General features: G+C 62.0%; 17 protein-coding genes. 8 read left to right on the plus strand and 9 right to left on the minus strand.

All coding sequences use genetic code 11. From position 1 onward, the window contains the following. Positions 1-64: 64 nt before the first annotated feature. From ACVOMB_RS08185 to ACVOMB_RS08200, 4 genes are all read right to left on the minus strand, one after another. Positions 65-1,162, minus strand: coding sequence for an acetylornithine deacetylase (locus ACVOMB_RS08185; protein WP_481530707.1), 1,098 nt, complete (start codon positions 1,160-1,162; stop codon positions 65-67). A gap of 282 nt (positions 1,163-1,444) precedes the next feature. Further along, complete coding sequence (locus ACVOMB_RS08190) at positions 1,445-2,635, minus strand: argininosuccinate synthase (RefSeq protein ID WP_481530708.1); 1,191 nt, start codon at positions 2,633-2,635, stop codon at positions 1,445-1,447. A gap of 149 nt (positions 2,636-2,784) precedes the next feature. Beyond that, positions 2,785-3,795: an N-acetylornithine carbamoyltransferase gene (locus ACVOMB_RS08195; protein ID WP_481530709.1), complete on the minus strand. Its 1,011-nt coding sequence runs from the start codon at positions 3,793-3,795 to the stop codon at positions 2,785-2,787. 302 nt (positions 3,796-4,097) lie between these two features. Beyond that, positions 4,098-4,655: a hypothetical protein gene (locus ACVOMB_RS08200; protein WP_481530710.1), complete on the minus strand. Its 558-nt coding sequence runs from the start codon at positions 4,653-4,655 to the stop codon at positions 4,098-4,100. Positions 4,656-4,821: 166 nt separating this feature from the next. Between ACVOMB_RS08200 and cysS the strand changes: the two genes are divergently transcribed. From cysS to ACVOMB_RS08215, 3 genes are all read left to right on the plus strand, one after another. After that, on the plus strand, positions 4,822-6,189 hold the full coding sequence (gene cysS / locus ACVOMB_RS08205) for a cysteine--tRNA ligase (protein WP_481530711.1): 1,368 nt from the start codon (positions 4,822-4,824) through the stop codon (positions 6,187-6,189). A 198-nt stretch (positions 6,190-6,387) separates the two neighbouring features. Beyond that, positions 6,388-6,825 (plus strand): SufE family protein, encoded by a 438-nt coding sequence (locus ACVOMB_RS08210; protein ID WP_481530712.1) that lies wholly within the window; start codon positions 6,388-6,390, stop codon positions 6,823-6,825. Beyond that, positions 6,822-8,057 (plus strand): MFS transporter, encoded by a 1,236-nt coding sequence (locus tag ACVOMB_RS08215; RefSeq protein ID WP_481530713.1) that lies wholly within the window; start codon positions 6,822-6,824, stop codon positions 8,055-8,057. Before ACVOMB_RS08210 ends, ACVOMB_RS08215 begins: the two co-directional genes overlap by 4 nt. Positions 8,058-8,122: 65 nt before the next feature. Here the strand turns inward: ACVOMB_RS08215 and ACVOMB_RS08220 are convergent, their stop codons facing one another. From ACVOMB_RS08220 to ACVOMB_RS08230, 3 genes are all read right to left on the minus strand, one after another. Then, entirely contained in the window at positions 8,123-10,456 is a 2,334-nt protein-coding gene (locus tag ACVOMB_RS08220) for a glycoside hydrolase family 3 C-terminal domain-containing protein (protein WP_481530714.1), read from the minus strand. A 712-nt stretch (positions 10,457-11,168) separates the two neighbouring features. Continuing rightward, positions 11,169-13,490, minus strand: a complete 2,322-nt coding sequence (locus ACVOMB_RS08225) for a beta-glucosidase (protein ID WP_481530715.1) — start codon at positions 13,488-13,490, stop codon at positions 11,169-11,171. A 199-nt stretch (positions 13,491-13,689) separates the two neighbouring features. Then, on the minus strand, positions 13,690-15,054 hold the full coding sequence (locus tag ACVOMB_RS08230) for a carbohydrate porin (RefSeq protein WP_481530716.1): 1,365 nt from the start codon (positions 15,052-15,054) through the stop codon (positions 13,690-13,692). On the opposite strand from ACVOMB_RS08230, the gene ACVOMB_RS08235 reads away from it, so the two are divergent. Next, positions 15,047-15,202 (plus strand): hypothetical protein, encoded by a 156-nt coding sequence (locus ACVOMB_RS08235; protein ID WP_481530717.1) that lies wholly within the window; start codon positions 15,047-15,049, stop codon positions 15,200-15,202. The genes ACVOMB_RS08230 and ACVOMB_RS08235 overlap by 8 nt on opposite strands. 290 nt (positions 15,203-15,492) lie before the next feature. After that, positions 15,493-16,158 carry a TetR family transcriptional regulator gene (locus tag ACVOMB_RS08240; protein ID WP_481530718.1) on the plus strand — a complete coding sequence of 222 codons (666 nt, stop codon included), beginning with the start codon at positions 15,493-15,495 and terminating at the stop codon, positions 16,156-16,158. A gap of 402 nt (positions 16,159-16,560) precedes the next feature. On the opposite strand, the gene ACVOMB_RS08245 is transcribed toward ACVOMB_RS08240, so the two are convergent. Together ACVOMB_RS08245 and dksA are read right to left on the minus strand one after the other, a co-directional pair. Further along, a complete protein-coding gene (locus ACVOMB_RS08245) occupies positions 16,561-19,578 on the minus strand; it encodes an ATP-binding protein (protein WP_481530719.1) in 3,018 nt (1,005 codons plus the stop codon). Positions 19,579-19,916: 338 nt separating this feature from the next. After that, a complete protein-coding gene (gene dksA / locus ACVOMB_RS08250; protein ID WP_481530720.1) occupies positions 19,917-21,059 on the minus strand; it encodes an RNA polymerase-binding protein DksA in 1,143 nt (380 codons plus the stop codon). Between the two features lie 259 nt (positions 21,060-21,318). On the opposite strand from dksA, the gene yidD reads away from it, so the two are divergent. From yidD to ACVOMB_RS08265, 3 genes are read left to right on the plus strand one after another with little or no spacing between them, the layout of a single operon-like run. Continuing rightward, entirely contained in the window at positions 21,319-21,591 is a 273-nt protein-coding gene (gene yidD / locus ACVOMB_RS08255; protein WP_481512077.1) for a membrane protein insertion efficiency factor YidD, read from the plus strand. 1 nt (position 21,592) lies between these two features. Continuing rightward, the gene (locus tag ACVOMB_RS08260; protein WP_481530721.1) at positions 21,593-22,939 is read left to right on the plus strand and encodes a dihydroorotase; all 1,347 of its coding nucleotides are present in this window, start codon (positions 21,593-21,595) and stop codon (positions 22,937-22,939) included. Further along, positions 22,939-23,790: a M23 family metallopeptidase gene (locus ACVOMB_RS08265; protein WP_481530722.1), complete on the plus strand. Its 852-nt coding sequence runs from the start codon at positions 22,939-22,941 to the stop codon at positions 23,788-23,790. Before ACVOMB_RS08260 ends, ACVOMB_RS08265 begins: the two co-directional genes overlap by 1 nt. The last annotated feature ends 142 nt before the right edge of the window (positions 23,791-23,932 follow it).

The raw sequence follows: 23,932 nt of genomic DNA on the forward strand, positions 1-23,932 counted from the left end.
CTACATGGCGACTTTAAGGAGTCGCGGGAAGGAGCCGGCGGCAGGCCGCCGGGCCACGAGCGGCTCAGGCGCCGCGTTGCAGGATCTGCAGCACCGATTCGGCGTAGCGCTGTAGTTGTTCCAGCGTCACGAACTCATCGGCGGTGTGGGCCTGGGCGATATCGCCGGGGCCGTACACCATGGTTGTGTAACCACCAGCCGAGAACAGCGAAGCCTCGGTCCAGAAATCCACGGCATTGCCGATTGGCAGGCCCAGCTCGTCAGCCACATCGCGCGCGGCCAGACGACGTTCCTCGGCGCGGGCGATATCACCGGAGGGCAGGCTCGGGCCGCGGAAGGTTTCTTCAAAATGCGCGGCCTGCGGCTCGGCAAAGCCAGCGAAGGTACCCAGCAGCGCGTCGATATCCATCGACGGCAGCGGCCGGAAGCCAAACCGCAGCTCGGCTTCGGGCGCGATCATGTTTGCCTTGATGCCCCCTTCGACGCGGCCGATGTTGAAGCGCAGGCCGGTCAGGCCGCCAAAGCGCGCATGCGCCAGCGACTCGACATGTTCCAGCGCCTTGCCACCCCAGCGCATCGCCTGATGCAGCGCGCTGGCGGACGGATCCTGCTTGCCCGAGGCGTGGCCGGCGCGGCCCTGGAACTTCATCAGCACCGAGCTGATGCCTCGGTGTGCGAGCACCGCTTCGCTCATGGTTGGCTCGGCGACGATCACCGCTTCATAGGCGATGCCACGCGCCAGGAAGGCAGCGATGCAACGCGGATCGTTGGCTTCTTCGTCACTGGAGAACAGGAACGCGGCGTCGCCGTCGGTCAGGTTGGCGGCGGCCACCAGCGCCGCAGCGGCGCCCTTGATATCGCAGACGCCGAGGCCGACAACGCGGTCGTCCAAGCGACGCATCACGTGCGGATCGGCGGACCAGTGCGGCGAATCCGGCACGGTATCCAGATGCACATTGAACAGGTATTTGGGCTTGCCGCGCACCGCGTAGAAGCTGACCGCACCGGCACCGTGGTCGATCACCTCGACATTGAAGCCCGGCAGGTTGTCGCGCAGGTAATCAAAGATGCCACCGGTGGTGATGGCACGCGGCGGATTGCGGGTGTCGTAGGACACCAGCTTCTCCAGGTGATCGAGGGTGGATTGGAGCAGGTTGGTCATGGTGGGCAGCAGGTCGGCAGATCAATGATCGGAGGGTTTCCCTTCTCCCGCTTGCGGGGGAAGGTGCCCGGAGGGCGGATGGGGGGAGCTTTTGCCTTGTGGGGTTTGCCTTGAGAGCGAACAACGACAGAAGCAAGAGCTCCCCTCACCCCAACCCCCGCTCCGCGCCCCGGCCCTTGCGCTGGCGCAAGGGCGTTCAACGGGGTACGAACCGGTGGTTCGTAAGCACCCCTCTTTCACCCCGCATGCGGGAGAGGGGCTTTGAGCATCACGCATCTCGCCTTAGCGATTTACCTGCGCGTACAGCGTGGAGCTCATGCCGAACAGCTTGATGAAGCCTTCGGCTTCTTCCACGCCCCAATCTGCCGACTGCGCATAGGTCGCGCCCTTGGCGTTGAGGATGTGCTCCGAACGCACGGCCACTGCATCAACCCTGCCACCGCGGGTTTCCAGCACCACTTCACCGGTGACCTTGGCCTGCGAGGCCTTCAGGAAGGCTTCGATGTCGGTCTTGAGCGGGTCGTGGTAGAAGCCTTCGTACACCAGCTCCACCCACTTGCGCGCGACTTCCGGCTTGAAACGGTTCTGCTGCTTGGTCAGCACGGTGTCTTCCAGCGCGCGGTGCGCGGCCAGCAACGAGACCAGGCCCGGTGCCTCGAACACGATGCGGCCCTTCAGGCCGATCACGGTGTCGCCGGTGTAAACGCCGCGGCCCACGCCGTACTGCGCGAACAGCTTGTTGAGCTTGGCCAGGATCTGCTCACCCGGCAGCGCCTTGCCGTCGATGGCAACGGCTTCGCCTTCGACGAACTTCAAGGTGACGGTCAGCGGCTCGATCGGCCACGCGCTGCGCGGTGCGCACCAGCCACGTGCGCCTTCGCCCGGGGCTTCCCACTTGTCGATCTCGCCGCCGGACATGGTCAGGCCCAGCAGGTTCTCGTTGATGGTGTAAGCCTGCTGCTTGGCGCGCACGCCGAAGCCACGCGCTTCCAGGTACTTCTGCTCGTAGGCGCGGGTCTGGGTGTGTTCTTTCTGGATTTCACGGATCGGCGCGACGATCTGGTAGTCGCCCAACGCCTTCACCGCCAGGTCGAAACGCACTTGGTCGTTGCCCATGCCGGTGCAGCCGTGGGCGATGATGTTGGTGCCCAGCTCGGCGGCGCGCTTGAGCGCGGCATCAACGATCAGGTAACGGTCGGACACCAGCAGCGGGTACTGGCCCTGGTAACCCTCACCTGCCCACACGAACGGCTTGACGAAGCCATTCCAGATGGCCGGGCCGCCATCGACGGTGACGTGGCTGGTGACACCCAGCTCGGCCGCACGCTTTTCGATGAAATCACGTTCGTCGGCATCCACGCCGCCGGTGTCGGCGAACACGGTGTGCACGTTGTAACCACGTTCCTGCAGGTAAGGCACGCAGAAGCTGGTGTCGAGGCCGCCGGAGAAGGCGAGGACGATGTCTTTGCTCATGGGGAAGGAATCTCTGCTTTTGATCTTTAAGCCCCTCCCCCTCCGGGGGAGGGGTTGGGGAGGGGGTAGGCGTTTACGAGGATGCATCTGGAGTAAGGAGCACAACCCTCACCCCAACCCCTCTCCCAGTGGGAGAGGGGCTTCAAGCATTACTTGCCGATCACCGCCGCCATGATCGCCTTCTGCACATGCAGGCGATTCTCGGCTTCGTTGATTGCAATACATTGCGGCGAATCCATTACGCCGTCGGTGGCCTTGACGTTGCGGCGCAGCGGCAGGCAGTGGCTGAACACGCCATTGTTGGTCAGCGCCATCTTGGCTTCGTCGACGATGAAGTGCTGGTACTGGTCGCGGATCGGCTTTTCCGGCTCCCAGTTGCCGAAGAACGGCAGCGCACCCCAGCTCTTGGCGTACACAACATCGGCACCGGCGTAGGCACTCTGAATGTCGTGGCTGACCTGCAGCGAACCGCCGCTCTCGGCCACGTTCTGCTCGGCCCAGCCCATGTAGCGCTCGTCCAGGATGTAGTCCGGGGTCGGGCACAGCAGGGTCACGTCCATGCCCATGCGGGTGGCAATGGTCAGCGCCGAGTTGGCCACGGCGGTGTTCAGCGGCTTGGGGTGGTAGGTCCAGGTCAGCACGTACTTCTTGCCGCGCAGGTCGCTGGTGCCGAAGTGTTCCTGCAGCGCCATGATGTGCGCCAGCTCCTGGCACGGATGGGTGATGGTCTCCATGTTGATGACCGGCACCGGCGAATACTTGGCGAAGCTCTTGAGCACCTGGTCCTCGCGGTCCTTGCTCCAGTCCACGAACTTCGGGAACGCGCGCACGCCGATCAGGTCGACGTAACGGCCCAGCACCTTGGCCACTTCGGCAATATGCTCTTCGGTATCACCGTCCATCACCGTACCGAGGTTGAACTCGATCGGCCATGCGTCCTTGCCCGGCTGCAGCACCACCGCGTGGCCGCCCAGCTGGAACGCGCCCAGCTCGAAGCTGGTGCGGGTACGCATGGACGGATTGAAGAACACCAGGGCGATCGACTTGCCCTTCAGGTCATGACCCAGCTTGTTCTGCTTGAACAACGACGCTTGGGTGAGCAGCGCATCCAATTCGGCGCGGCTCCAGTCCTGGGTGTTCAAAAAGTGCTTCAGAGACATCGATCCATCCTTTATTGCGGAGATCCACCGTCGCCGGTGGGCGGATGCGCATGCGCGCGGCTCATTGCGTTTGTAACTTTTGCCGAACCAGAAACGAAAAAACCCAGCCTGGGCTGGGTTTTCAGAACGGACAGCACGAAGCCCCGGTCACCCAGCGAATATGTGGGATTCCGGTCGGCGGGCACGCGACGTCATGCCGGTGGCCATCCGGGCGGTGCTGGTTTCGTGCTGGAAGCTGGTGGCTTTCATCGTCGGGCATACTCGCACGCAGGTCAGGCTGGCGCAAGTGGCGCGGTGCAACATCATGGAACGCTGTTCGCGGCCGGCGGTGCCTGGCCGATATCCGGGGTGATCGACACCCGCAGCTTGAGCCGGTTACCGGGGTCTTCCGGCAGCCGCGAGCGGAATTTGATGCCCTTGTAGACGTAATCCACGTCATAGGCGATGGGCCGGCGGAACTCACGCCCAACCTCGACGATCTTGCATTCCGGGGTCAGCAGCGCGGAAGAAGCGCCAGCACCCTGCGGGGCAAGCGCCATTTCTTCTTCCTGTGCCTGCCCTTCGTGCTGGCTGAAAATGCCACGCACCGAGTCCCAGAAGCGGCGCAAGCCGCCCTTGTCTTCCTCACCCTTGACCTGCACCGGCGCCAGCGTCCGGGTGGACACCGGCTCGCAGTGTTCCTCGGTACGGCTGGCACGCAGGGTCTGGAAGACCGGCTCGACATTGAGCACCTGCGCATAGTCGTAGCGCACGTTTTCCATGATCACCACGCGATTGCGCTGCTCCGGTTCCTGCGCAAGCGCGGGCACGGCGGCACCAGCCAACAGGCAGATCGTCGACAGCAATGGAGCAGGTTTCATCAAAAGGTTTGGCTTTGAGCTGGGTACGGGTGACAGGTACTAGTGTAGGCAGCACAGCTGCCCCGGGCCTGAACATTACCCATCCGTACGCGTATTGCCCAGCCCGGGGATGCCCGACCCGGCCCGGACCGCTAGAATTGGCGGGTTCGCTTACCCCCGGATTACCATGACCCTGCGCCTGCACAACAACCTGACGCGGCAGCTGGAGCCGTTTGCTCCGCTCGACCCCGCCGCTCCCACCCTGTATGTGTGCGGCCCCACGGTCTATAACTATGTACATATCGGCAATGCACGTGGCCCGGTGGTGTTCGGGGTGCTGGCCGATCTGCTGCGCCGCCGTTACGGGAAGCTGCGCTACGCGCGCAACATCACCGACGTTGACGACAAGATCAACGCCGCGGCCAAGGACCAGGGCGTGCCGATTTCGGCCATCACCGACCGCTTTGCCGCCGCCTACCGCGAAGACATGGCCGCGCTCGGCGTGGTGCCGCCGGATATCGAGCCGGAAGCCACCGCGCATATCCCGCAGATCATCGCCATGATCGAGCAGCTGATCAGCACCGATCATGCCTACGCCGCCGAGGGCCACGTGCTGTTCTCGGTCAGCAGCTTCGCCGATTACGGCAAGCTCTCGCGCCGCGACCCGGACGAAATGCTGGCCGGTGCCCGCGTCGAAGTGGCTCCGTACAAGCGTGATGCCGGCGACTTCGTGCTGTGGAAGCCCTCCAGTGACGACCTGCCGGGCTGGGAATCGCCCTGGGGTCGTGGCCGTCCGGGTTGGCACATCGAGTGCTCGGCGATGGCCGCCGCGCATCTGGGCCCGACCATCGACATCCATGCCGGCGGCGTCGACCTGCAGTTCCCGCACCACGAAAACGAGATCGCGCAAAGCGTCTGCGCCCACGGCGGGCAGACCTTCGCCCGCTTCTGGCTGCACAACGGCATGCTCAACTTCGGCGGCACCAAGATGAGCAAGTCGATCGGCAATATCGAGCGCGTGCACGATCTGGTGCGCCAGCACCCGCCGGAAGCGCTGCGTTATGCACTGCTGTCTGCGCACTACCGGCAGCCGCTGGAGTGGTCCGATGCGCTGATCGAACAATCGGTGCGCACCTTGGACCGTTTGTACGGCACCTTGCGTGATCTGGCTGATGTCAGTGTTGAAGGCGCGATTCCGGCCGGCGTCGAGGCGGCGCTGGACGATGACCTCAATACGCCGCTGGCCTTGGCTGAAGTGGCGCGTATCGCCAGCGAAGCGCGCAAGGCCGAGTCCAGCGAAGACAAGACGCGCCTGAAGCGTGAGCTGCTCGGTGCCGGCCTCGCTCTTGGTCTGTTGCAGCAGGCGCCAGCCGAATGGTTTGGGCGTGGTGCTGAAGCTGGTGACGATGCACGCATCCAGGCGCTGATCGACGAGCGCATCGCCGCCAAGCAGGCGCGCGACTTTGGGCGCGCTGACGCTATTCGCGACCAGTTGGCTGCGGAGAACATCGTGCTGGAAGACACGCCGCAGGGTGTGCGCTGGAAACGCGGGTAAGGCTTCCCCTCACCCCAACCCCTCTCCCGTGAACGGGAGAGGGGCTTAAGCGGAAGCTGCAATTGCACATATGGCGTCGGCTCGCGGCGCACTGAGCCCCTCTCCCACCGGGAGAGGGGTTGGGGTGAGGGGGACCTCCCGACACCCCGCACCAAAGCCCATCGCCATCAAGGCGACAGGCCAAGCACAGGACCAATAATGATCAACTCCCCCTTCCCGCTCGAACCCACACCCGCCGAAGCCCAGGCCGCCATTGCCGAGGAGTTTTCCTTCTTCGGTGACTGGTCCGAGCGCTACCAGTACCTGATCGACCTCGGCCGCAAGCTGCCCACCTTCCCCGAAGAATGGAAGACCGAGGAAAACCGCCTGCTCGGCTGCCAGTCCATGGTCTGGATCGTGCCCGAAGGTGACGCCGACAAGCTGGTGTTCCATGCGATCAGCGATTCGGCCATCGTCTCCGGCCTGATCTACTTGGCGTTGCGCGTGTACTCGGGCCGTTCGGCGGCTGAAATCCTCGCCACCGAGCCGGACTACGTGTCCGCCATTGGCTTGGCCAAGCACCTGTCGCCGACCCGCAGCAACGGTCTTGCCGCGATGCTCGCCTTCATCCGCGACACCGCACTAGCCAAGCAGTGAACAAAACCGGCTCCATCTCCGAGTTGTTGCGCCAGCCCGGCTTTACCCAACTGCTGCTGTACCGCATCGCCGGCATGCTGTCCTACCAGATCGTCGCGGTCACGGTCGGCTGGCATATCTACGAAGTCACCCGCAATCCGTTCTCGCTGGGCCTGATCGGCCTGGCCGAGGTGCTGCCCTACTTCTGCGTGGCGCCGTTTGCCGGCTATCTGGTCGATCACCTGCCACGCCGCAAGCTGGGCATGACCGCCTGCCTCGGCCTGATCGCCACCGCCCTGATGCTGGTAGCCGTGGCCACCGGTTGGCTACCGGTCAAAGGCGTCTGGCCGATCTATCTGGCAGTCGCGCTGACCGGCATGGTCCGCGCCTTCCTGTCACCGGTCTACAACGCCTTGTTCGCCCGCGTGCTCAAGCGTGAGCAGTTTGCTCGTGGCGCCGGCTTCGGCACCGTGGTGTTCCAGATGGGCATGGTGATTGGCCCCGCACTGGGCGGGGTGTTGGTCGCGGTTGGCGGCAAGGGCCTGTCCTATGGCGTGGCGGCGACGATGGCGGTGCTGGCACTGATTGCACTGGCCTCGCTCAAGGTCAGCGAACCCGCACCACCGCAGACCCGCGCACCGATCTTCGCCAGCATCGCCGAAGGCGCACGCTTCGTACTGTCCAACCAGATCATGCTCGGCGCGATGGCGCTGGACATGTTTTCGGTGCTGCTTGGCGGCGTGGTCGCGATGCTGCCGGCCTTCATCCAGGACATCCTGCACTACGGTCCTGAAGGCCTGGGCATCCTGCGTGCGGCACCGGCACTGGGCTCGATCGCGGTCGGCCTGTGGCTGGCCAGGCACCCGCTGCGCCGCAATGCCGGGCGCGTGCTGCTGTTCGCGGTGGCGGGATTCGGTCTGTGCGTGATCGCCTTCGGCCTGTCCAGGAGCTTCTGGCTGTCCGCCGCGATTCTGGTGTTCTACGGCGCCTGCGATGGTGTGTCGGTGGTGGTGCGTTCGACCATCATGCAGTTGGTTACACCGGATGAAATGCGCGGCCGGGTGTCGTCGATCAACGGCATCTTCATCAGTTCATCGAACGAACTGGGCGCGTTCTACGGCGGCAGCATGGCACGCCTTTTGGGTTTGGTGACGGCAGTGGTGATCGGTGGTTGCGCAGTGCTCGGCGTGGCCGCAGTCACCGCATGGAAAGCGCCGCAGCTGCGCAAACTGGACAACCTGCAGGATCTGTAGCCAGATCAACTCCGGGGCAAGCACCACGCTTGCCCCGGCTAGTGCATCTCAAACGACAACACCCATCACGGCGCGTAGTCGCTGGCTTGCGGCTTCTCGAACGCCTGCTGCACGCGGATATCACGCGAAGAAGCGCCGACACGCAGACTGTAGGTGCCCGCATCGGCTACCCAACGGCCCCGGCCCGCATCGAACGAGGCCAGGTCCTTGCCATCGATCTTGAACTGCAGCACCTGCGATTGCCCGGGCTGCAGATCGCCGGTTTTGCCGAACGCGCGCAATTCCTGCGATGGCTTTTCCAGTGCACCTTGCGGCGCGCTCACATAAACCTGTGCTACCTCGCGCCCGGCAACCTTGCCGGTATTGGTGACCTTGACGCTGGCACTGAGCTGACCATTGGCGCCGAGGTCCACCGTCAGGTCGCTATAGCCGAAGCTGGTGTAAGACAGGCCGAATCCGAACGGATACGCCACCGCGGCATTGCGCGTATCGAAGTGCCGATACCCCACCCAGATGCTGTCCCGATACTCCACCTCCGCTTCGCGTGGCATTGCGTCGAATATCTCGATCCCCGTTTTGATCGTGGGGTCCGGGCCCAACAGAACCTTGCCCGGGAAGCTCGCAGCAGCGGGATAGTCAGCCAGATTGAGGGCGAATGTATCCGTCAGCTTGCCGGAGGGATTGACCGTACCAGTCAGCACATCGGCAACAGCATTGCCACCTTCCTGACCCGGCTGCCACGCCAGCAGGATCGCATCAGCCAGACCACTCCAGCTGGCTGTCTCGATCACGCCACCGATGTTCAGCACCACCACCACCTTCTTGCCCTTGGCGCGGAACACGCGCGAGGTGTTCTCCAGCAAAGCGCGTTCGACTGAAGTAAGCATGAAATCATCTTCCAGCTTGCGGTCCGTGGCCTCACCCGAACTGCGGCCGATGGTTACCACGGCTACATCACGCTGCAGCGCCAACCGCTCCAGCTCGGCAACATCCACTGCAAGCTGCGGAATCCGCCGTTTTGGCAGGTACCACGGAGTCTCCGGCAGCTTGGCCAGTTCCTCCGCGACATAACGGACGTAGCGCTCACCAAGCGCGGCATCGTTGCTGAAACCCGCACTCACCAGGCCTTTGTCCAAGGTAATGGAATAGCCCTTGTTCACATCACCGCTACCGGTCCCGCCAGCGATGATCTGGTAACTGGCCTCTCCCAGCAGGGCAAGTCGCTGCGATGTGGCAAGCGGCAGCGTTGCCGTCTCGTTCTTGAGCAGTACCATGCCCTGAGTAGCCGCCCGCCGCGAGACAACGGCGTTGGCGCGCAGATCTGGGGCGTCGGAGTGTGGAGCATGCTTGAACGCACGACTGCGCATTACAAGCTCCAACACCCGCGCGACGTTGCGATCAAGCACGGCGACGTCCAACCTACCTTCAGCGACGGCCTTGACCAGCGACTTGCGCTGATATCCGGTACCCGGCATCAACAATTCGTTGCCTGCACGCATCTGCGCCACAGCATCACGCCCGCCGAACCAGTCGGTCATCACCAGACCTTGGTAACCCCACTGGTCGCGTAGCACATCGGTCAACAGCCAACCGTTCTCCGAGGCGAACCTGCCATTGATCTTGTTGTAGCTGGACATCACAGTCCACGGCTGCGCCTTGCGTGCGGAGATCTCGAAGCCCTTTAGATATATCTCGCGCAACGCACGCGCATCCAGCTTGACGTTCAGGGCATTGCGATTCCACTCCTGGTTGTTGACGGCAAAGTGCTTCACCGAAGCACCAACGCCACGATCCTGCAGGCCTTGCACCAGCGCTGCGGCGGCTTCGCCGCTTACCAACGGATCCTCCGAGTAGTACTCGAAATTCCGCCCGCCCAGCGGATAGCGATGAATATTCAGTGCCGGGGTAAGCATTACGTCGATATCGTATGCCGCCGCTTCATCGGCAATGGCCGAGCCCACTTCACGTACAAGCGGCATGTCCCAACTGCTGGCCAGGGCAGTCCCGATCGGAAAGGCGGTGGCGTAGAACGTTTTACCCGGTGCATCCTTGCGCGTAGGTGCTATGCGCACACCGGCGGGTCCATCAGCCATTACCACCGACGGGATGCCAAGACGCGGCACCGCCACGGTAGCGCCAGCCGCGCCGGGCACCTTGTCCTCGATTGAGCCCACTGCCGGCGGCTGCCATGTATCAGGCAACCCTGGCATCACCATGCCTTGGCCAGTGAGCAACTCAACTTTCTCCTCCAACGTCAGCGCGGCCACCACCTGCGCCAAGGGAGCCTGCCCAAGTTGGGGCAGCTCTTTGGCTTGCACGTGCACAACCAGGGACAGGCTGACGGCCAGACCGAGCAAGGTCGGCGCCGGGCCCAGCATTCTTTTTTTCGTTGTTGCCATGCGGAAACTCCACGTTGCGGCCTGCTGTAGAGCAAGGCGATATAGTCATGAAAGTGACGCGCCCCCTCCCGGCAACGCGCTATTGCCACCTCGGTAAAACCGCAGGCACCTGCGGCTGGGTCCGCCGACGAGCGCCTACGTTGCTGCAACAGGAATCGTGGGCGTCTCGCCGACCGCCGCGAGTCCTGTCAGGTCGATGCATCGCGTCGGCACGCGTGACGGTGCCACTGACTTGCACGCCTGGCTCAAGGTAGTGAGCCGGTTAGCCATCGCGCATGGCGAACCAACTGTTTTCACAGCACTGTTCCCTTCCGAGCCCCCAATTGATAACCAAGCTGGCCGGCACAAGCCTGCCTTCCGCCCCATACACCCATATCTTCAGACGCAGGCATGGGCGCTTACCTCAGGCTCGCCAGCATTGGCCGAGCCAACGCTTTTCGCAGCAGGCATGCCCAGTTGCACACATCGGGAGCTATACGGAGAGGTTCGCATTCCCGTGCGACCACCTAACCGGTGCGCGCCGTGGCGCGCCTACCCAGACTATCGACTGCAGTGGCAATCGGTGCTCGCGCGATGCGCAGCCCTGAGCGAATTCACCGCATGAAAAATCCGCAACTGCGCGTCAGGACAATCTGCGGCAACTTCACGCAGATCAAAACAGGGACAAGCATTGCACCTGCCCCGGTTCTCGCGCCTCAAGCAGCGCGCAACATCAAGGCGAGTACTCACTTTCCTGTTGCTTCTCGAACGCCTGCTGCGCGCGGATATCACGCGAAGAAGCGCCGACACGCAGACTGTAGGTGCCCGCATCGGCTACCCAGCGGCCCCGACCCGCATCGAACGAGGCCAGGTCCTTGCCGTCGATCTCGAACTGCAGCACCTGCGATTGCCCGGGCTGCAGATCGCCGGTTTTGCCGAACGCGCGCAGTTCCTGCGAAGGCTTTTCCAGTGCACCTTGCGGTGCACTCACATAGACCTGCGCTATTTCGCGCCCGGCAACCTTGCCAGTGTTGGTGATCTTGACGCTGGCCCGCACCAGACCAGGCTTGCTGGCATCCACTTGCAGATCGCTATAACCGAATGTGGTGTAGGAAAGGCCGAAGCCAAATGGATAGGCAACCTCCACTTTGTGCGTATCGAAGTGGCGGTAGCCGACCCAGATGCCATCGGTGTATTCCACTTCGGCGGCGCGGGCAACCTGCCCGAACAGCGATTTCGCATTTGGATCCGGCCCCAGCAATTCCTTGCCGGGGAAGCCGTTGCTTGCCGGGTAATCGCTCAAACGTACGGCGAACGTATCGGCCAGCTTGCCGGAAGGATTGACCGCGCCAGACAACACATCGGCTATGGCGTTGCCAGCCTCCTGGCCCGGTTGCCACGCCAGCAGGATGGCATCGGCAAACCGGCTCCAACTGGCCGTTTCGATCACACCGCCGATATTGAGCACCACCACCAGCTTCTTGCCCTGGGCGTGAAAGGCATTGGCAGTACGCTCCAGCAAGGCGTGCTCGGCGGCGGTCAAGGCGAAATCCCCCTCGGCCTTGCGGTCGACGAATTCACCCGAGATGCGGCCGATGGTGACTACCGCCACATCCTGCTGCTGTGCCAATTCCTGCAGTTCCGCATCGCTTATCACACGCTCGGCAATACGTGGCTTGCTCAAATACCACTCCGTCTTCGGTAGCTTGGCAACCTCTTCACTGATGTAGCTCGTATAGGCCTGCTCGAGCCCGCTCGCATTGCTGAAACCTGCATTTTCCAAACCGCGCGGCAGCGCAATGGCATAGGCCTCGTTGACGTCACCACTGCCGGTGCCGCCTAGTATCACCTCATAGCTGCCGTGGCCCAGCAACGCCACTCGCGCCGCAGCACGCAGCGGCAAGGTTGTGTCCTTATTTTTCAGCAGCACCATGCTTTGCGTGGCCGAGCTGCGTGAAATCCCCGCATTTGCCCGCAGATCTGGTTGATCCGAATGCGGCAACTGTTTGAAAGCACGGCTGCGCAGCACCAGTTCCAGCACCCGGGTAACGTTGCGATCAAGCACCGCTTCATCCAACGTGCCGTCGCCCACTGCCGCCAGGATCGCCTTGCGCTGCTTGCCGGTGCCTGGCATCAACAGTTCATTGCCCGCCCGCATCTGCGCAACCGCGTCCTGCCCGCCAAACCAGTCGGTCATCACCACGCCCTGATAACCCCACTGCGCGCGCAGCACATCGGTCAGCAACCATGGGCTCTCCGAGGTATAGGTGCCATTGAGCTTGTTGTAGCTGGACATCACCGTCCAAGGCTGGCCTTTGCGCGTGGAGATCTCGAAACCTTTCAGGTAGATCTCGCGCAACGTGCGCTCATCCACCTTTGCGTTGATGGTATTGCGGTTCCACTCGTGATTGTTGACAGCGAAGTGCTTCACCGATGCGCCCACACCACGATCCTGCAGCCCTTTCACCAAGGCTGCGGCGGTCTCGCCGCTGACTACCGGATCTTCCGAGTAGTACTCGAAGTTGCGTCCACCCAAGGGGTAACGATGGATGTTCTGCGCTGGCGTCAGCATTACATCGATACCGTACGCAGCGGCTTCAGCGCCAATGGCCGCGCCTACCTGGCGTACAAGTACCGGGTCCCAGGAACTGGCCAGGGCACTGCCGATCGGAAAAGCAGTGGCATGGAAGGTCTTTCCAGGCACATCCTTGCGGGTCGGTTCTATGCGCACGCCGGCCGGACCATCGGCCAGCACCAGCGAGGGAATGCCCAGCCGTGGCACCGCCACGGTCGCACCCGCGGCACCTGCGACTTTGTCTTCGATGGCGCCAACTACCGGCGCCTGCATATCGTCAGGCAGGCCGGCATAGTTCATACCCTGACCTGTGACCAGTTCGACCTTCTCCTGCAAGGTCATTGCCGCCACCACCTGCGCAAGCGGCGCCTTGCCCAATTGCGGGAGCTCTTTGGCCTGGGCAAGGTTCATCACCAGCACGTTTACCGCCACACTGATCAACAAGGGCTTGAGCCCCAGCTCTTTCTGCATCATTGCCATCTTGCGTACTCCGGTTTGCGCCAGCGTGGTAGCGCTGGCCGCTGCATGTCTGGAAGTGGCGCGCCCGCATCCAGGCAGCGCGCAATCGTCGTCTCGGTAAAACAGCAGGCAACACGCCACCGTCAACGCGTCCGCATCCCTGCGCCGCCTGCCTAGCTGCAATACGAAAGTCCAACCACCGGATGTGGATGGGGAAAACTCAGAACGAGAACGTCAACTGACTCTGCAGATTCACAGCATCCGGATGCGGCGTGCTGATTACCGGGTTACGCGTATAGCTCAAGGTGTTTACCCAGTAGATGCCGCGGAACGCACGCAGGGCATACGAGGCGGATGCAGAGGAACTGAAGCGCACCGGATCCAGGCCCAGTGAACGCAGGTAGTGCTGCGCGTCCTTGCTTACCTCGGTACGGGAATAGCCCAACGACACCATGTCACCCGGGCGCGTTGCGAACGGCGCCAAGCTGTAAAGTGTCACCGCGTAATCAGAACTGTAGATATTGTGCTCGGGTGCTGCGTAGTTGGCTTTCAGATTCAGATACCAACCGCGGTAAGGCGCGGATATATCAGGCTGGGTGAGCTGGTGGTCAGCGACCAGGTAGAAGGCTCGGTTGGTTCCCTTGCGGTCCGGGTTACGATAGTCGGTGTAAAGCGTGCGGTTGTAGATCGTGCCCTGGCGTATCCAGGTCATGCGACTATCAGCGCTGGAGGCAACCCGATAGCCAATTTCATTGACGTAGATCGGCTTGGTATTGGCCACACTCCACTTCAAGCCTGTCGGGTTTGCTTTGCTGTCGACCAGGAACCCATCCGGGCTCTGTGAACGCGCAACGCCGAAGTGGTCATAGAAGCGGCCGTTCTTCGAGTACAGACGGATATCCATGCCGGGTACCGGCTTGAAGCCCGCCATACCGGCAAGGTTCGGAAGGACGCTGTTGGGGCCGAGCGCAGAGGATGCCGTGCTCGCACCAAGAAACAAGCCGATGAACTGGCCCAACATGGCGTAGTAACCGTATTGGAGGCGCACCCGGCCGTCCGCGAACTCCTGTTGCACCGATAGCTGGGCCACTGCGGCATCGTCGTTCAAACCAGCATCGCGATACACGGTGCGCCAGCTATTGGCCTCAAAGGTGAGCTGCGATCTTTTGCCCCACCAGCCCAGCCGCGACAGATCATAGGTGGTGATGGTGGACAGCGTGCTGCTGAAGCTTGGCCGCTGCCCGTTGTAGGCCTGAGGCCGGGCCTCGTGGCCGCGAACATCGTAGGTTTCGGTGGCGCTGTAGTAACCCATGAACATCCAGCCGTTGTCGTAGAGCTTCGGCCTCAGTCCAAACAGTTCCGGCGACAGCGTTTCGCAGGTGGTAATAATGGGCGCTTCGGAACCGCGACTGACGAAAGCATCGTAGTCATGGCAGCTCGGCGTCGAAGCCCGGCTCGACGCCAGTGCAGTCGAGGACTCGGCCTGCGGCTCAGAGGCCGTCGTCTCGCCTGTCAGCGGTGCAGCAGATGCGGCATCGGGTTGCGCATAAGCCATCGACGCGGCGAGGCCCAGGCAGATGGCCATCGTCATCCTGCTGAAGATGATGGCCCTCCCGTTACAACAGAACGTGTTCATTACTTTTCTCTCCAGATTGATGAAGAGCAGCCAGCGCCACAACGTCGACCGCCCGCGCAAACACAGCAACTCGGCATGCGCCGGGCGGACGCGTTGATCCAGCCCAGGCACTCCAACGTCGGCCTTTCCGGCACGGTCTTCATCAGGCGGGGTTGGTCGCTGCACAACTGCCGCAATCAGTGCGGCGGCGCGGTCCAGCTGCGTGCAATCCCCCTCCGGGATGTTGTTGTAGCGATACGACTAGTTGCCGTTGCGCCGACGCCGCGGCAGTAAACCTACCTGCCAGTAGGTTTGTCAAAAACTGTGACGCGGGTACAGTTTCAAAACAAATAGCGCGGGTGGCAGACGCGGATACACTGCGCACCTACCCCGAGTAGGGATCGCGCTTTGCCCACCTCCACGCAGACAACGCCAGTCACCCGTACTCGCCGACGCTCACCCAAGGGCGACCAGCGCCGGCAGCAGATTCTCGATGCAGCAATGCGCGTGTTCGCGCGTGATGGCTACAGCAATGCCTCCATCGCCGAGGTTGCAACCGACGTCGGCCTCACCCTGCCTGGCCTGCTGCATTACTTCCCCAGCAAGACCGACATGTTGCTGGCGGTACTGGAAGTCCGCGATCAACGCAGCCCGCGCCTACCCGACTATCCGCAGAACTACATGCTCGAAGATGCAGCAGCCGGTCCACCGCTCCCCTGGTCGGATGTTATTGACCAGTTGCGTCTGGTCAATCGTGCCAACGCCGACATCCCGGGCGTGATCAAGGCTTTCTCTTTGCTCAACGCCGAAAGCCTGAGCGAGGATCACCCCGCCAAAGACTGGTTCCACGTGCGCTCGGCGCAGATGCTGCAGTACATCGCGCTCAGCCTGCGCCATGGTCAGGAATCGGGCGAAATACATTCCATGATCGATCCAGACCAGATCGCCGCCGAACTGATTTCCATGATGGATGGTCTGCAGCTGCTGTGGCTACGCCATCCTGACAAGATCGATCTGGACAGGTACTTCGAGGACTATCTTCAGCGATTGGGGCGCGCGCTGGCGCCACCTTGATGCGACAGCGTCGCGTCCAAGGCCGGGCCTGGTCCACATAGGTTCCCCGCAAATCGCTGGAGGATAGTTACGGTCAAGCGACACGGGTGTTCGCAGGCAACAGAGATTGACCTACCTGCAGCCCTGAGCATGAGCGGATGCTATCGATCCAGGAACGAATGGATGACGAAGCACCGACGGCACCCGGCACCCGGCACCCGGCACCAGATCTTTCCCGTAATTTGACATCACAAGGTGCACCCTGCGCCTCCAACTCCGCAAGCACAGGCAACCTGCTCTCCATCAAGTAGTCGGCATCAATGCCCATACAGGGGAACAGCCGTCCCAGCATGACAGTGAAGCGCTGACGTGACGCGTACTTGTCCGTCACCTGTCCGTCCAAGTCCAATAGATGTGACGCAATCAGGGTGAGCGCAGTTTGAGCACCATACGGGAACTGACATCAAGTTCATCGATACCGGCGGCGAGCGAACTGAAATCCCCTTCACGAAGAAGCTGCTCAAGACGCCCGCATGCATCAGCGATTTCAATCGCATGAATCATCGCAAACGCCCCCCGGATGGAATGCAACTCTGCTCCTATTCGCTCCCGGCCGGCATTGGTTATAGCCACGCCGGCAATGAAAGCGGCCAATTCATCATGCAGTTTGCGCAGCGATTCGCCCAATGCGCCAAGCAGTGCCTGATGCACCTCCATCGGCAATGGCCCCTCCATCAGGCTCCGTTCCTTCCCGTGCTTGACCGGCGATTGTTTCGTACTCAGCCGCCGCCGAATCACCTTGTCGAGCGCGCCCAGCAAAATGGGTTTGGTCACGACTTCATCGATGCCGATGTCCGTGCAACGCTGGCGATCCCGCTCGGAGGCATACGCGGTGATGGCGATTATCGGGATGCCAACACCCTGCTCTCTCAATCGTCGCGCCAGTGTATAGCCATCCATTCCCGGCATATTGAGATCCGTCATCAACAGGTCGTACGCCTTTTCAGCAAACAGGGTAATCGCCTCATGGCCATCCTCTGCCTGATCCGACGCATGGCCCAACGTTTGCAACTGGAGACGTATCAGCTGACGGTTGGCTGGGTGATCATCTACCACCAACACTCGCAAGCCCGATGATGCTGTGCCATCAAATGCTTTGGCTGGGGCTGCAGCCTCGATCTGCGCAGGAGCTTCATCACTCACTGGCAAGGGCAAGAAAACCATGAAAGTACTACCGACGCCGGCCTTGCTATGCACGCTGATGGTCCCACTCATCAGCTCGGCCAGGCGACGGCACAGTGCCAAGCCCAGACCGCTGCCACCATAGCGGCGGGTGATGGTCGAATCTGCTTGCCTGAAGGTCTGAAACAGCGACTTCTGCTGTTCCGGAGTGATCCCTATGCCGGTATCGCTGACACCTATGACAACGTCCGAATCACCTCGATGTTCATCCCGCGGATAGATCTCCAGCAATACGTCACCGTGATCCGTAAACTTGATGGCGTTGCTGATCAAGTTGTAGACGATCTGGCGCACACGCGTGGGGTCGCCGATGTATGCCGCTGCGAGTGACTCATCAACGCTCAATTCCAGTTGCAGCCCCTTTGCTCGCGCCACCGGCAGAAAGAACTCCACCGTCTGCTGTGCAAGCAATTTCAAATCGAAGCTGATGGCCTCGATGCTCATCTGCCCGGACTCGACCTTCGAAAAATCGAGGATGTCATTGATGACACTCAGCAAGGCCGACGATGAAGACGCCACAGTACGCAACTGCAGGAGCTGTTCATCGGAGAGCGGCGTGCGCTCCAGCAACTCGATATTTCCCAGAATGGTATTGAGCGGCGTCCGTATCTCATGGCTCATGGTGGCCAGAAACGCCGATTTCGCATGACTGGCATCCTCGGCTGATTGACGCGCTTGCTCCAGCTCATGCTGGGTCTTCTTGCGGAGGGTAATGTCCTTGAAATTGCACAGAAGGACATCCGAGCCCAAATATTTGGTCCGCACACTACTGACCAATAGATCGCAACTGGACCCATCTTCCAACATCAGCTCGAACTCACGTTCGCCCTGGCTGCCAGCGCCGCCATTGCTGAAAAGAGCAAGAAAACGCGTATGCAGGGGCGGATCGCCCCGTCGGGCCTCGCTGGCGTAATCGAGCATCGTGGCGTTTTGCAGCAGGACTTGACCGCTGGAGACAGACAGCAATGCCAAGCCGAACGGAGCAGTGGTCACAATCGTTCGATTCAGGTCTTCACTCTCGATGATTCGTTGCGAACGAGCGAAGCCGGGCTTGAAGACTTTCCGGTCGATCAGCAGCAGTACCCCCCAGACAAAGGCGATCATCAACAGCACCGCACCAATGTAACTGACCAGTCGAGGCCACAGCGCAGCCAGCACTGTGCGCCAGGAAAATGCATGCAACAACTTCCAACCAGAACTGGAAATCTCATCGCTGACTATGAAGTAGCCATCGCGATAGCTCAGCCTTTGCAATGCCTCCTGTGGCACATCAGTGGAAAGACGCAGGACGTCGGCCATGGTCTCCTTTGCTGCAGATCCCACCAGAACCCTGTTCTGCGGGCTTACGATGAGAGATGCCTCATGGGGATCCGTGCTTACCAGCAGTGATGCCAGCATCTGGGTCGGATAGGACGCCACAAAGATCGCGAACAGCTTTCCTTCAGCTGCCGCGCCCTGCACCAGGCGTATGGAGGAGACACCACTCAGTGGATCCTGCTCAGGCGGCAACCACCACGGAACCTTTGTATCGAGCAGACGGGCGCGTATCGCCGGTGAATTCAGATCTCCCAAGTTCGGCCCTATACGCTGGAGCAGACTGGCAGCGCTGGTATGCATCATCTGCTGGGCAGCCGCATTGCTGGGCAGTGGACCCAGCATGACAAAACGCATATCCGGGCTAAATAGATAACCTGCCGCCACCAGCTCCTGGGAATACGCACCTGACTGGTAGCTGACATCGTCCGCCATCCGCAGATAGGCACCGAAGCGTTCAGCCGGGTAGTCCTGCGACACGTCTCCAATGACAAGCGCAGGGGGGAAACTGCTATTCCGTTGCAGAATCATTCGCCCATTGGCATCAGCAAAACGCTTCATCAACAACGGATCAGGCACCTGTCGCATCAACCAGACATACTCTTCCTGCCGCACGCCGATACGAAGCGCACCTTCACGCACAGCAAACATCGCCCTCAGGGTGGTCCTGCGCAATACGTGTTCGGTGTAGCGACTGGCGACATAGTCTTTCACCTGGGATTGCACCAGCACGACGGTGGCCGCAATCAACACCAATGATGTCACCAGACCACCAATGTAGAGGAGCAGACGCTGATGCCGGCCAAGAAGGCTGAGTGCACTGCCACCGGAAGCGACCTGGCCCGCGCCAGGAGATTGCAAATGCTCGGCTGGCTGCGCTGTCATCTACCCTTGCCCTGGCTAGGTTTGGCTGCATCATAGCCTCTCCGAACGGCGTTCTGGCCGCCTATTTGGCGCCTGGGGGGGCTGATCATAGAGCACCAGTTGGGCGGCCAAGGCAGGCCTGCGGCCGCAGCTGACACGCGTCAGTTCAAGTCGATACCTGCAAAGATCGAGACCTGCCTTGACGATGGCCTGCGTGGCACGAAGCGGGCGTAATCTCATCGGAGCAGCATGCGCGCACCCAAGCCTTGGCCGCCAACCGGTGTTCTGCGGGCCAGATGACCCACATCCAAAAAAAACCCCGCCGAAGCGGGGTTTTTGTTCAACCAATGTAACCGGACTCAGTCGCCCTGCTGCTTCTGCAGGTGCTCCCAACGCTCCTGCGCATCAATCGTGCGTTCGGCGGTGAGACGGGCTTCTAGGCGATCCAGACCGATGTCTTCGCCAGTGTCGACGCAGAAACCGTAATCACCAGCTTCCAGACGCTTCAGCGTGCTGTCGATCTTGCCGATCAGCTTGCGGTAGCGGTCGCGGGTACGCAGTTCCAGCGAGTTTTCCGTTTCACGGGTTGCACGCTCGGCTTCATCGCCGATGTCACGCACTTCCTCGCGCAGGTTCTCGATGGTCTGCTTCGACTCCTCGACCAGGTCCGCACGCCAGTTCAACAGGCGCTGGCGGAAGTACTCCTGCTGCAGCGTGCTCATGTACTCCTCATCTGCGGACGGCTTATAGCCAGCCGGCAGGATCGGACGGCCAGTGGTCTCGTCGATGTTGTATTCGACAACCTTGTACTTGCTGCGCGGCGCCGGAGCGGTCGAACGCGCGGTGACAGCGACTGCAACCTTGCCGACCGGACGGACGGCAACAGGAGCGGTGGATTTGACGGGAGTTTTGACGTTGGATTTCGAAACAGGCACGGGATTCTTGGATTGCGGGGTCTTGGCCGCTGGAGCCGGCTTGGCAGCGACCGGCGCAGGTGCCGGAGCTGGGGCCGTCTTGGCGACTTCGACCGGGACAGACTTGGCCGCCGCCGGCTTTGCAGCTGGCTTCGGTACGGACTTGACCACGGGTTTGACAGGAGTCTTGAGCGTCTTGGTGGCCACTGGTTCGGCCACTTTTTTAACTACGGGTTTGGCAACGGGCTTGGTGGCCTTGGCAACCGGCGCAGCTGCTTTCTTGGCAACTGGCGCGGCAACCGGCGTGGTCACCTTTTTGACCGCTGCCTTCTTGGCAGGGGCCGCCTTTTTAGCGACTGCCGTCTTAACCGCAGCCTTCTTGGCGACGGGCTTGCTGGCAGGAGCTGCTTGCTTGACCGGCGTTTTCTTGGCGACCGCCTTGGTGGCGGGCGCTTTCTTCGCTGCCGGCTTGGCAACCTTTGCGACCGGCTTGCTTGCAACCGGCTTGGACGCCGCCTTCTTGACTACAGGTTTGGCGGTTTTCTTGGCGACCTTGACGGCCTTTTTTGCAGGTTTTTTAGCAGCCACGAAACGCTCTTCCTTGTTTCCCCCGGGGCCCGGGAAAGCGGGCCTTTATAGCCTACCCGACCAGCAGCAGCAACCGCGCCGGGCACCGTATGTGAACGGATGCCCGACCCGTGCAGTACAGGTCCGGTGGCGTCACCGGACCGTTTCGCGCAGTTCGGAACGTAACCAGGCGCGCCATCGCCCCTGGCTGGCAGCGGAAAGCACGTAGTGTTTACCGGCGCCATCCCGCATCCTGCGACAAATACTGCTCGCTTGCCAAGTGGCTTATCATTTAACCGTGATCGGCCGACTCCTCATTGCCGTACTGCGCTCCTACAAGCGCTTCATCAGCCCCCTGCTTGGGCCGCGCTGTCGTTTCTATCCCAGCTGCTCGGAATACTCCATGGACGCGATCCGTATACACGGTCCGCTACGGGGGTGTTGGCTTACCCTGCGCCGGCTGGGGCGCTGCCATCCGTTCCATCCGGGCGGACTGGATCCGGTCCCGGAGCGCGCCGATTCCCCCTCTTGCCGCTGCACAGGAAAACACTGACATGTCCTCCACGCTTATCCGCAATGCCCGCATGGTCAACGAAGGCCGTACCTTCGACGGCGACCTGCGCATCGAGAACGACCGTATCGCGCAGATCGGCAGCGGCCTGACTCCGCGCGATGGCGAGCAGGTGGTGGACGCGGGCGGGCGCTGGCTGCTGCCCGGGATGATCGATGACCAGGTCCACTTCCGCGAACCCGGCCTGACCCACAAGGGCGATATCGCCAGCGAGTCGGCAGCCGCGGTTGCCGGCGGCCTGACCAGCTTCATGGACATGCCCAACACCAACCCGCCGACCCTGGATTCGACCATCCTCGAAGCCAAGTACGAACTGGCCAAGGGCCGCGCGTGGGCCAATTACGGCTTCTACCACGGCGCCAGCAACGACAACCTGGAAGCGATCCGCGTACTCGACCCGAAGAAGGCGCCGGGCGTGAAGGTGTTCATGGGCGCCTCCACCGGCAACATGCTGGTCGACAACCCGGAAACCCTGGACGCGATCTTCCGCGAATGCCCGACCCCGATCATCACGCACTGTGAAGACACGCCGATGATCGACGCCAACATGAAGGCGTTCCAGGAAAAGTACGGCGACGCGCTGACCCCGGACATGCACCCGGACATCCGCTCGCGCGAGGCCTGTATCAAGTCCACCCGGCTGGCAATGTCGCTGGCGCGCAAGCACGGCACCCGCCTGCATGTGCTGCACATCTCCACCGCCGACGAGCTGGCCCTGTTCGAGAAGGGTCCACTGATCCGCGCCGACGGCAGCCGCAAGCAGATCACCGCCGAAACCTGCGTGCATTTCCTGCATTTCGCGCGCCCGGACTATGCAACCAAGGGCAACCTGATCAAGTGCAACCCGGCGATCAAGGAAGTGGCCGACCGTGAGGCGATCACCGCCGCACTGGCTGACGACGTGCTCGACGTGTTGGCCACCGACCACGCCCCGCACACCTGGGAAGAGAAGCAGAAGCCCTACGCACAGGCCCCATCCGGCCTGCCGCTGGTGCAGTACGCGCTGGTCGCCGCGCTGGAGCGCGTGCACGAAGGCAAACTGACCCGCGAACAAGTGGTACAGAAGTTCGCCCATGCGCCGGCGCAGCTGTTTGACGTCGAAGAGCGCGGCTTCCTGCGTGAGGGTTACTTCGCCGACCTGGTACTGGTCGAGGACGTGCCGTTCACGGTCAAGCGCGAGGACGTGCTGTCCAAGTGCGGCTGGTCGCCATTTGAAGGCACCACCTTCCGTTCGCGCATCGCTTCCACCTGGGTCAATGGCCAGCAGGTATGGGACGGCAGCAAGCTGGTGGGCGCACCGGCCGGCCAGCGCATGACCTACGACCGTTGATGCGTTCGGTCCTGATGATGGGCGCGCTGCTGCTGGCAGCGCCCCTGCTTACCGCCCTGCCCGCGCAGGCCCAGGATGGCATCGGCAACCTGCTCGACAACCGCGTCGTGTTCCCGGCCAGCGCCTCGCAGGGCGCGATGGTGATCGGCAAGGTGCCGGCCGGCAGTAGCGTCCGTTATGCGGGCCGCGAGCTGCGAGTCAGCAGCTATGGCAGTGTGGTATTCGGCATCGGACGCGACGAGAAAGGCCCGCTGCAGGTACAGGTGCAACGCCCGGACGGCGGTAGCGAGGTCGTTTCGATTGCAGTGACTGCGCGCGACTGGCCGGTAGAGCGGGTCAATGGCGTGCCGCCAAAGACGGTGAATCCGCCGCCGGCAATCGCCGAGCGGATTGCCCGTGAACAGGCGCAAGTGACCGAATCACGCAAGCGCGACGACAACCGCACCGACTTCACCCAGACCTTCATCTGGCCGGTGCAGGGCCGCATCAGCGGCCGCTTCGGCAATGCCCGTGTCTACAACGGACAACCTGGCAGCGGTCATTCCGGCATGGATATCGCCGTGCCTACCGGTACGCCGGTGAAGGCCCCGGCTGCGGGTATCGTGACGTTTGCAGGCCCGGATCTGTACCTGACGGGCGACACCCTGGTGCTGGACCATGGCTTCGGCATCAGTTCCAACTTCCTGCACCTGTCACGGATCGATGTGAAGGTCGGCGACCGGATCGAGCAAGGACAGAACATCGCCGCAGTTGGCGCAACCGGCCGCGCGACCGGCCCGCACCTGCACTGGGGCATGAACTGGTTCGACACCCGCATTGACCCACTGCTGGTGCTGGAGCGCGGCAAATAAAGCCGCAGATATGTAGTGCCGAGCCATGCTCGGCAGAAGCTTCACCTGTAGTGCCGAGCCATGCTCGGCAGAAGCTTCACCTGTAGTGCCGAGCCATGCTCGGCAGGGGCATCACCGGCAGAGCCTCAGCCGAGCATGGCTC

The sequence above is a fragment of the Stenotrophomonas sp. STEN018 genome, assembly GCF_056760235.1.

Bases quoted from the DNA above. Each gene is read 5' to 3' on its own strand.
- ACVOMB_RS08185 (WP_481530707.1), bottom strand. From the start codon at position 1,162: ATGACCAACCTGCTCCAATCCACCCTCGATCACCTGGAGAAGCTGGTG.
- ACVOMB_RS08190 (WP_481530708.1), bottom strand. From the start codon at position 2,635: ATGAGCAAAGACATCGTCCTCGCCTTCTCCGGCGGCCTCGACACCAGC.
- ACVOMB_RS08195 (WP_481530709.1), bottom strand. From the start codon at position 3,795: ATGTCTCTGAAGCACTTTTTGAACACCCAGGACTGGAGCCGCGCCGAA.
- ACVOMB_RS08200 (WP_481530710.1), bottom strand. From the start codon at position 4,655: ATGAAACCTGCTCCATTGCTGTCGACGATCTGCCTGTTGGCTGGTGCC.
- cysS (WP_481530711.1), top strand. From the start codon at position 4,822: ATGACCCTGCGCCTGCACAACAACCTGACGCGGCAGCTGGAGCCGTTT.
- ACVOMB_RS08210 (WP_481530712.1), top strand. From the start codon at position 6,388: ATGATCAACTCCCCCTTCCCGCTCGAACCCACACCCGCCGAAGCCCAG.
- ACVOMB_RS08220 (WP_481530714.1), bottom strand. From the start codon at position 10,456: ATGGCAACAACGAAAAAAAGAATGCTGGGCCCGGCGCCGACCTTGCTC.
- ACVOMB_RS08225 (WP_481530715.1), bottom strand. From the start codon at position 13,490: ATGGCAATGATGCAGAAAGAGCTGGGGCTCAAGCCCTTGTTGATCAGT.
- ACVOMB_RS08235 (WP_481530717.1), top strand. From the start codon at position 15,047: ATGGCCATCGTCATCCTGCTGAAGATGATGGCCCTCCCGTTACAACAG.
- ACVOMB_RS08230 (WP_481530716.1), bottom strand. From the start codon at position 15,054: ATGGCCATCTGCCTGGGCCTCGCCGCGTCGATGGCTTATGCGCAACCC.
- ACVOMB_RS08245 (WP_481530719.1), bottom strand. From the start codon at position 19,578: ATGACAGCGCAGCCAGCCGAGCATTTGCAATCTCCTGGCGCGGGCCAG.
- ACVOMB_RS08260 (WP_481530721.1), top strand. From the start codon at position 21,593: ATGTCCTCCACGCTTATCCGCAATGCCCGCATGGTCAACGAAGGCCGT.
- ACVOMB_RS08265 (WP_481530722.1), top strand. From the start codon at position 22,939: ATGCGTTCGGTCCTGATGATGGGCGCGCTGCTGCTGGCAGCGCCCCTG.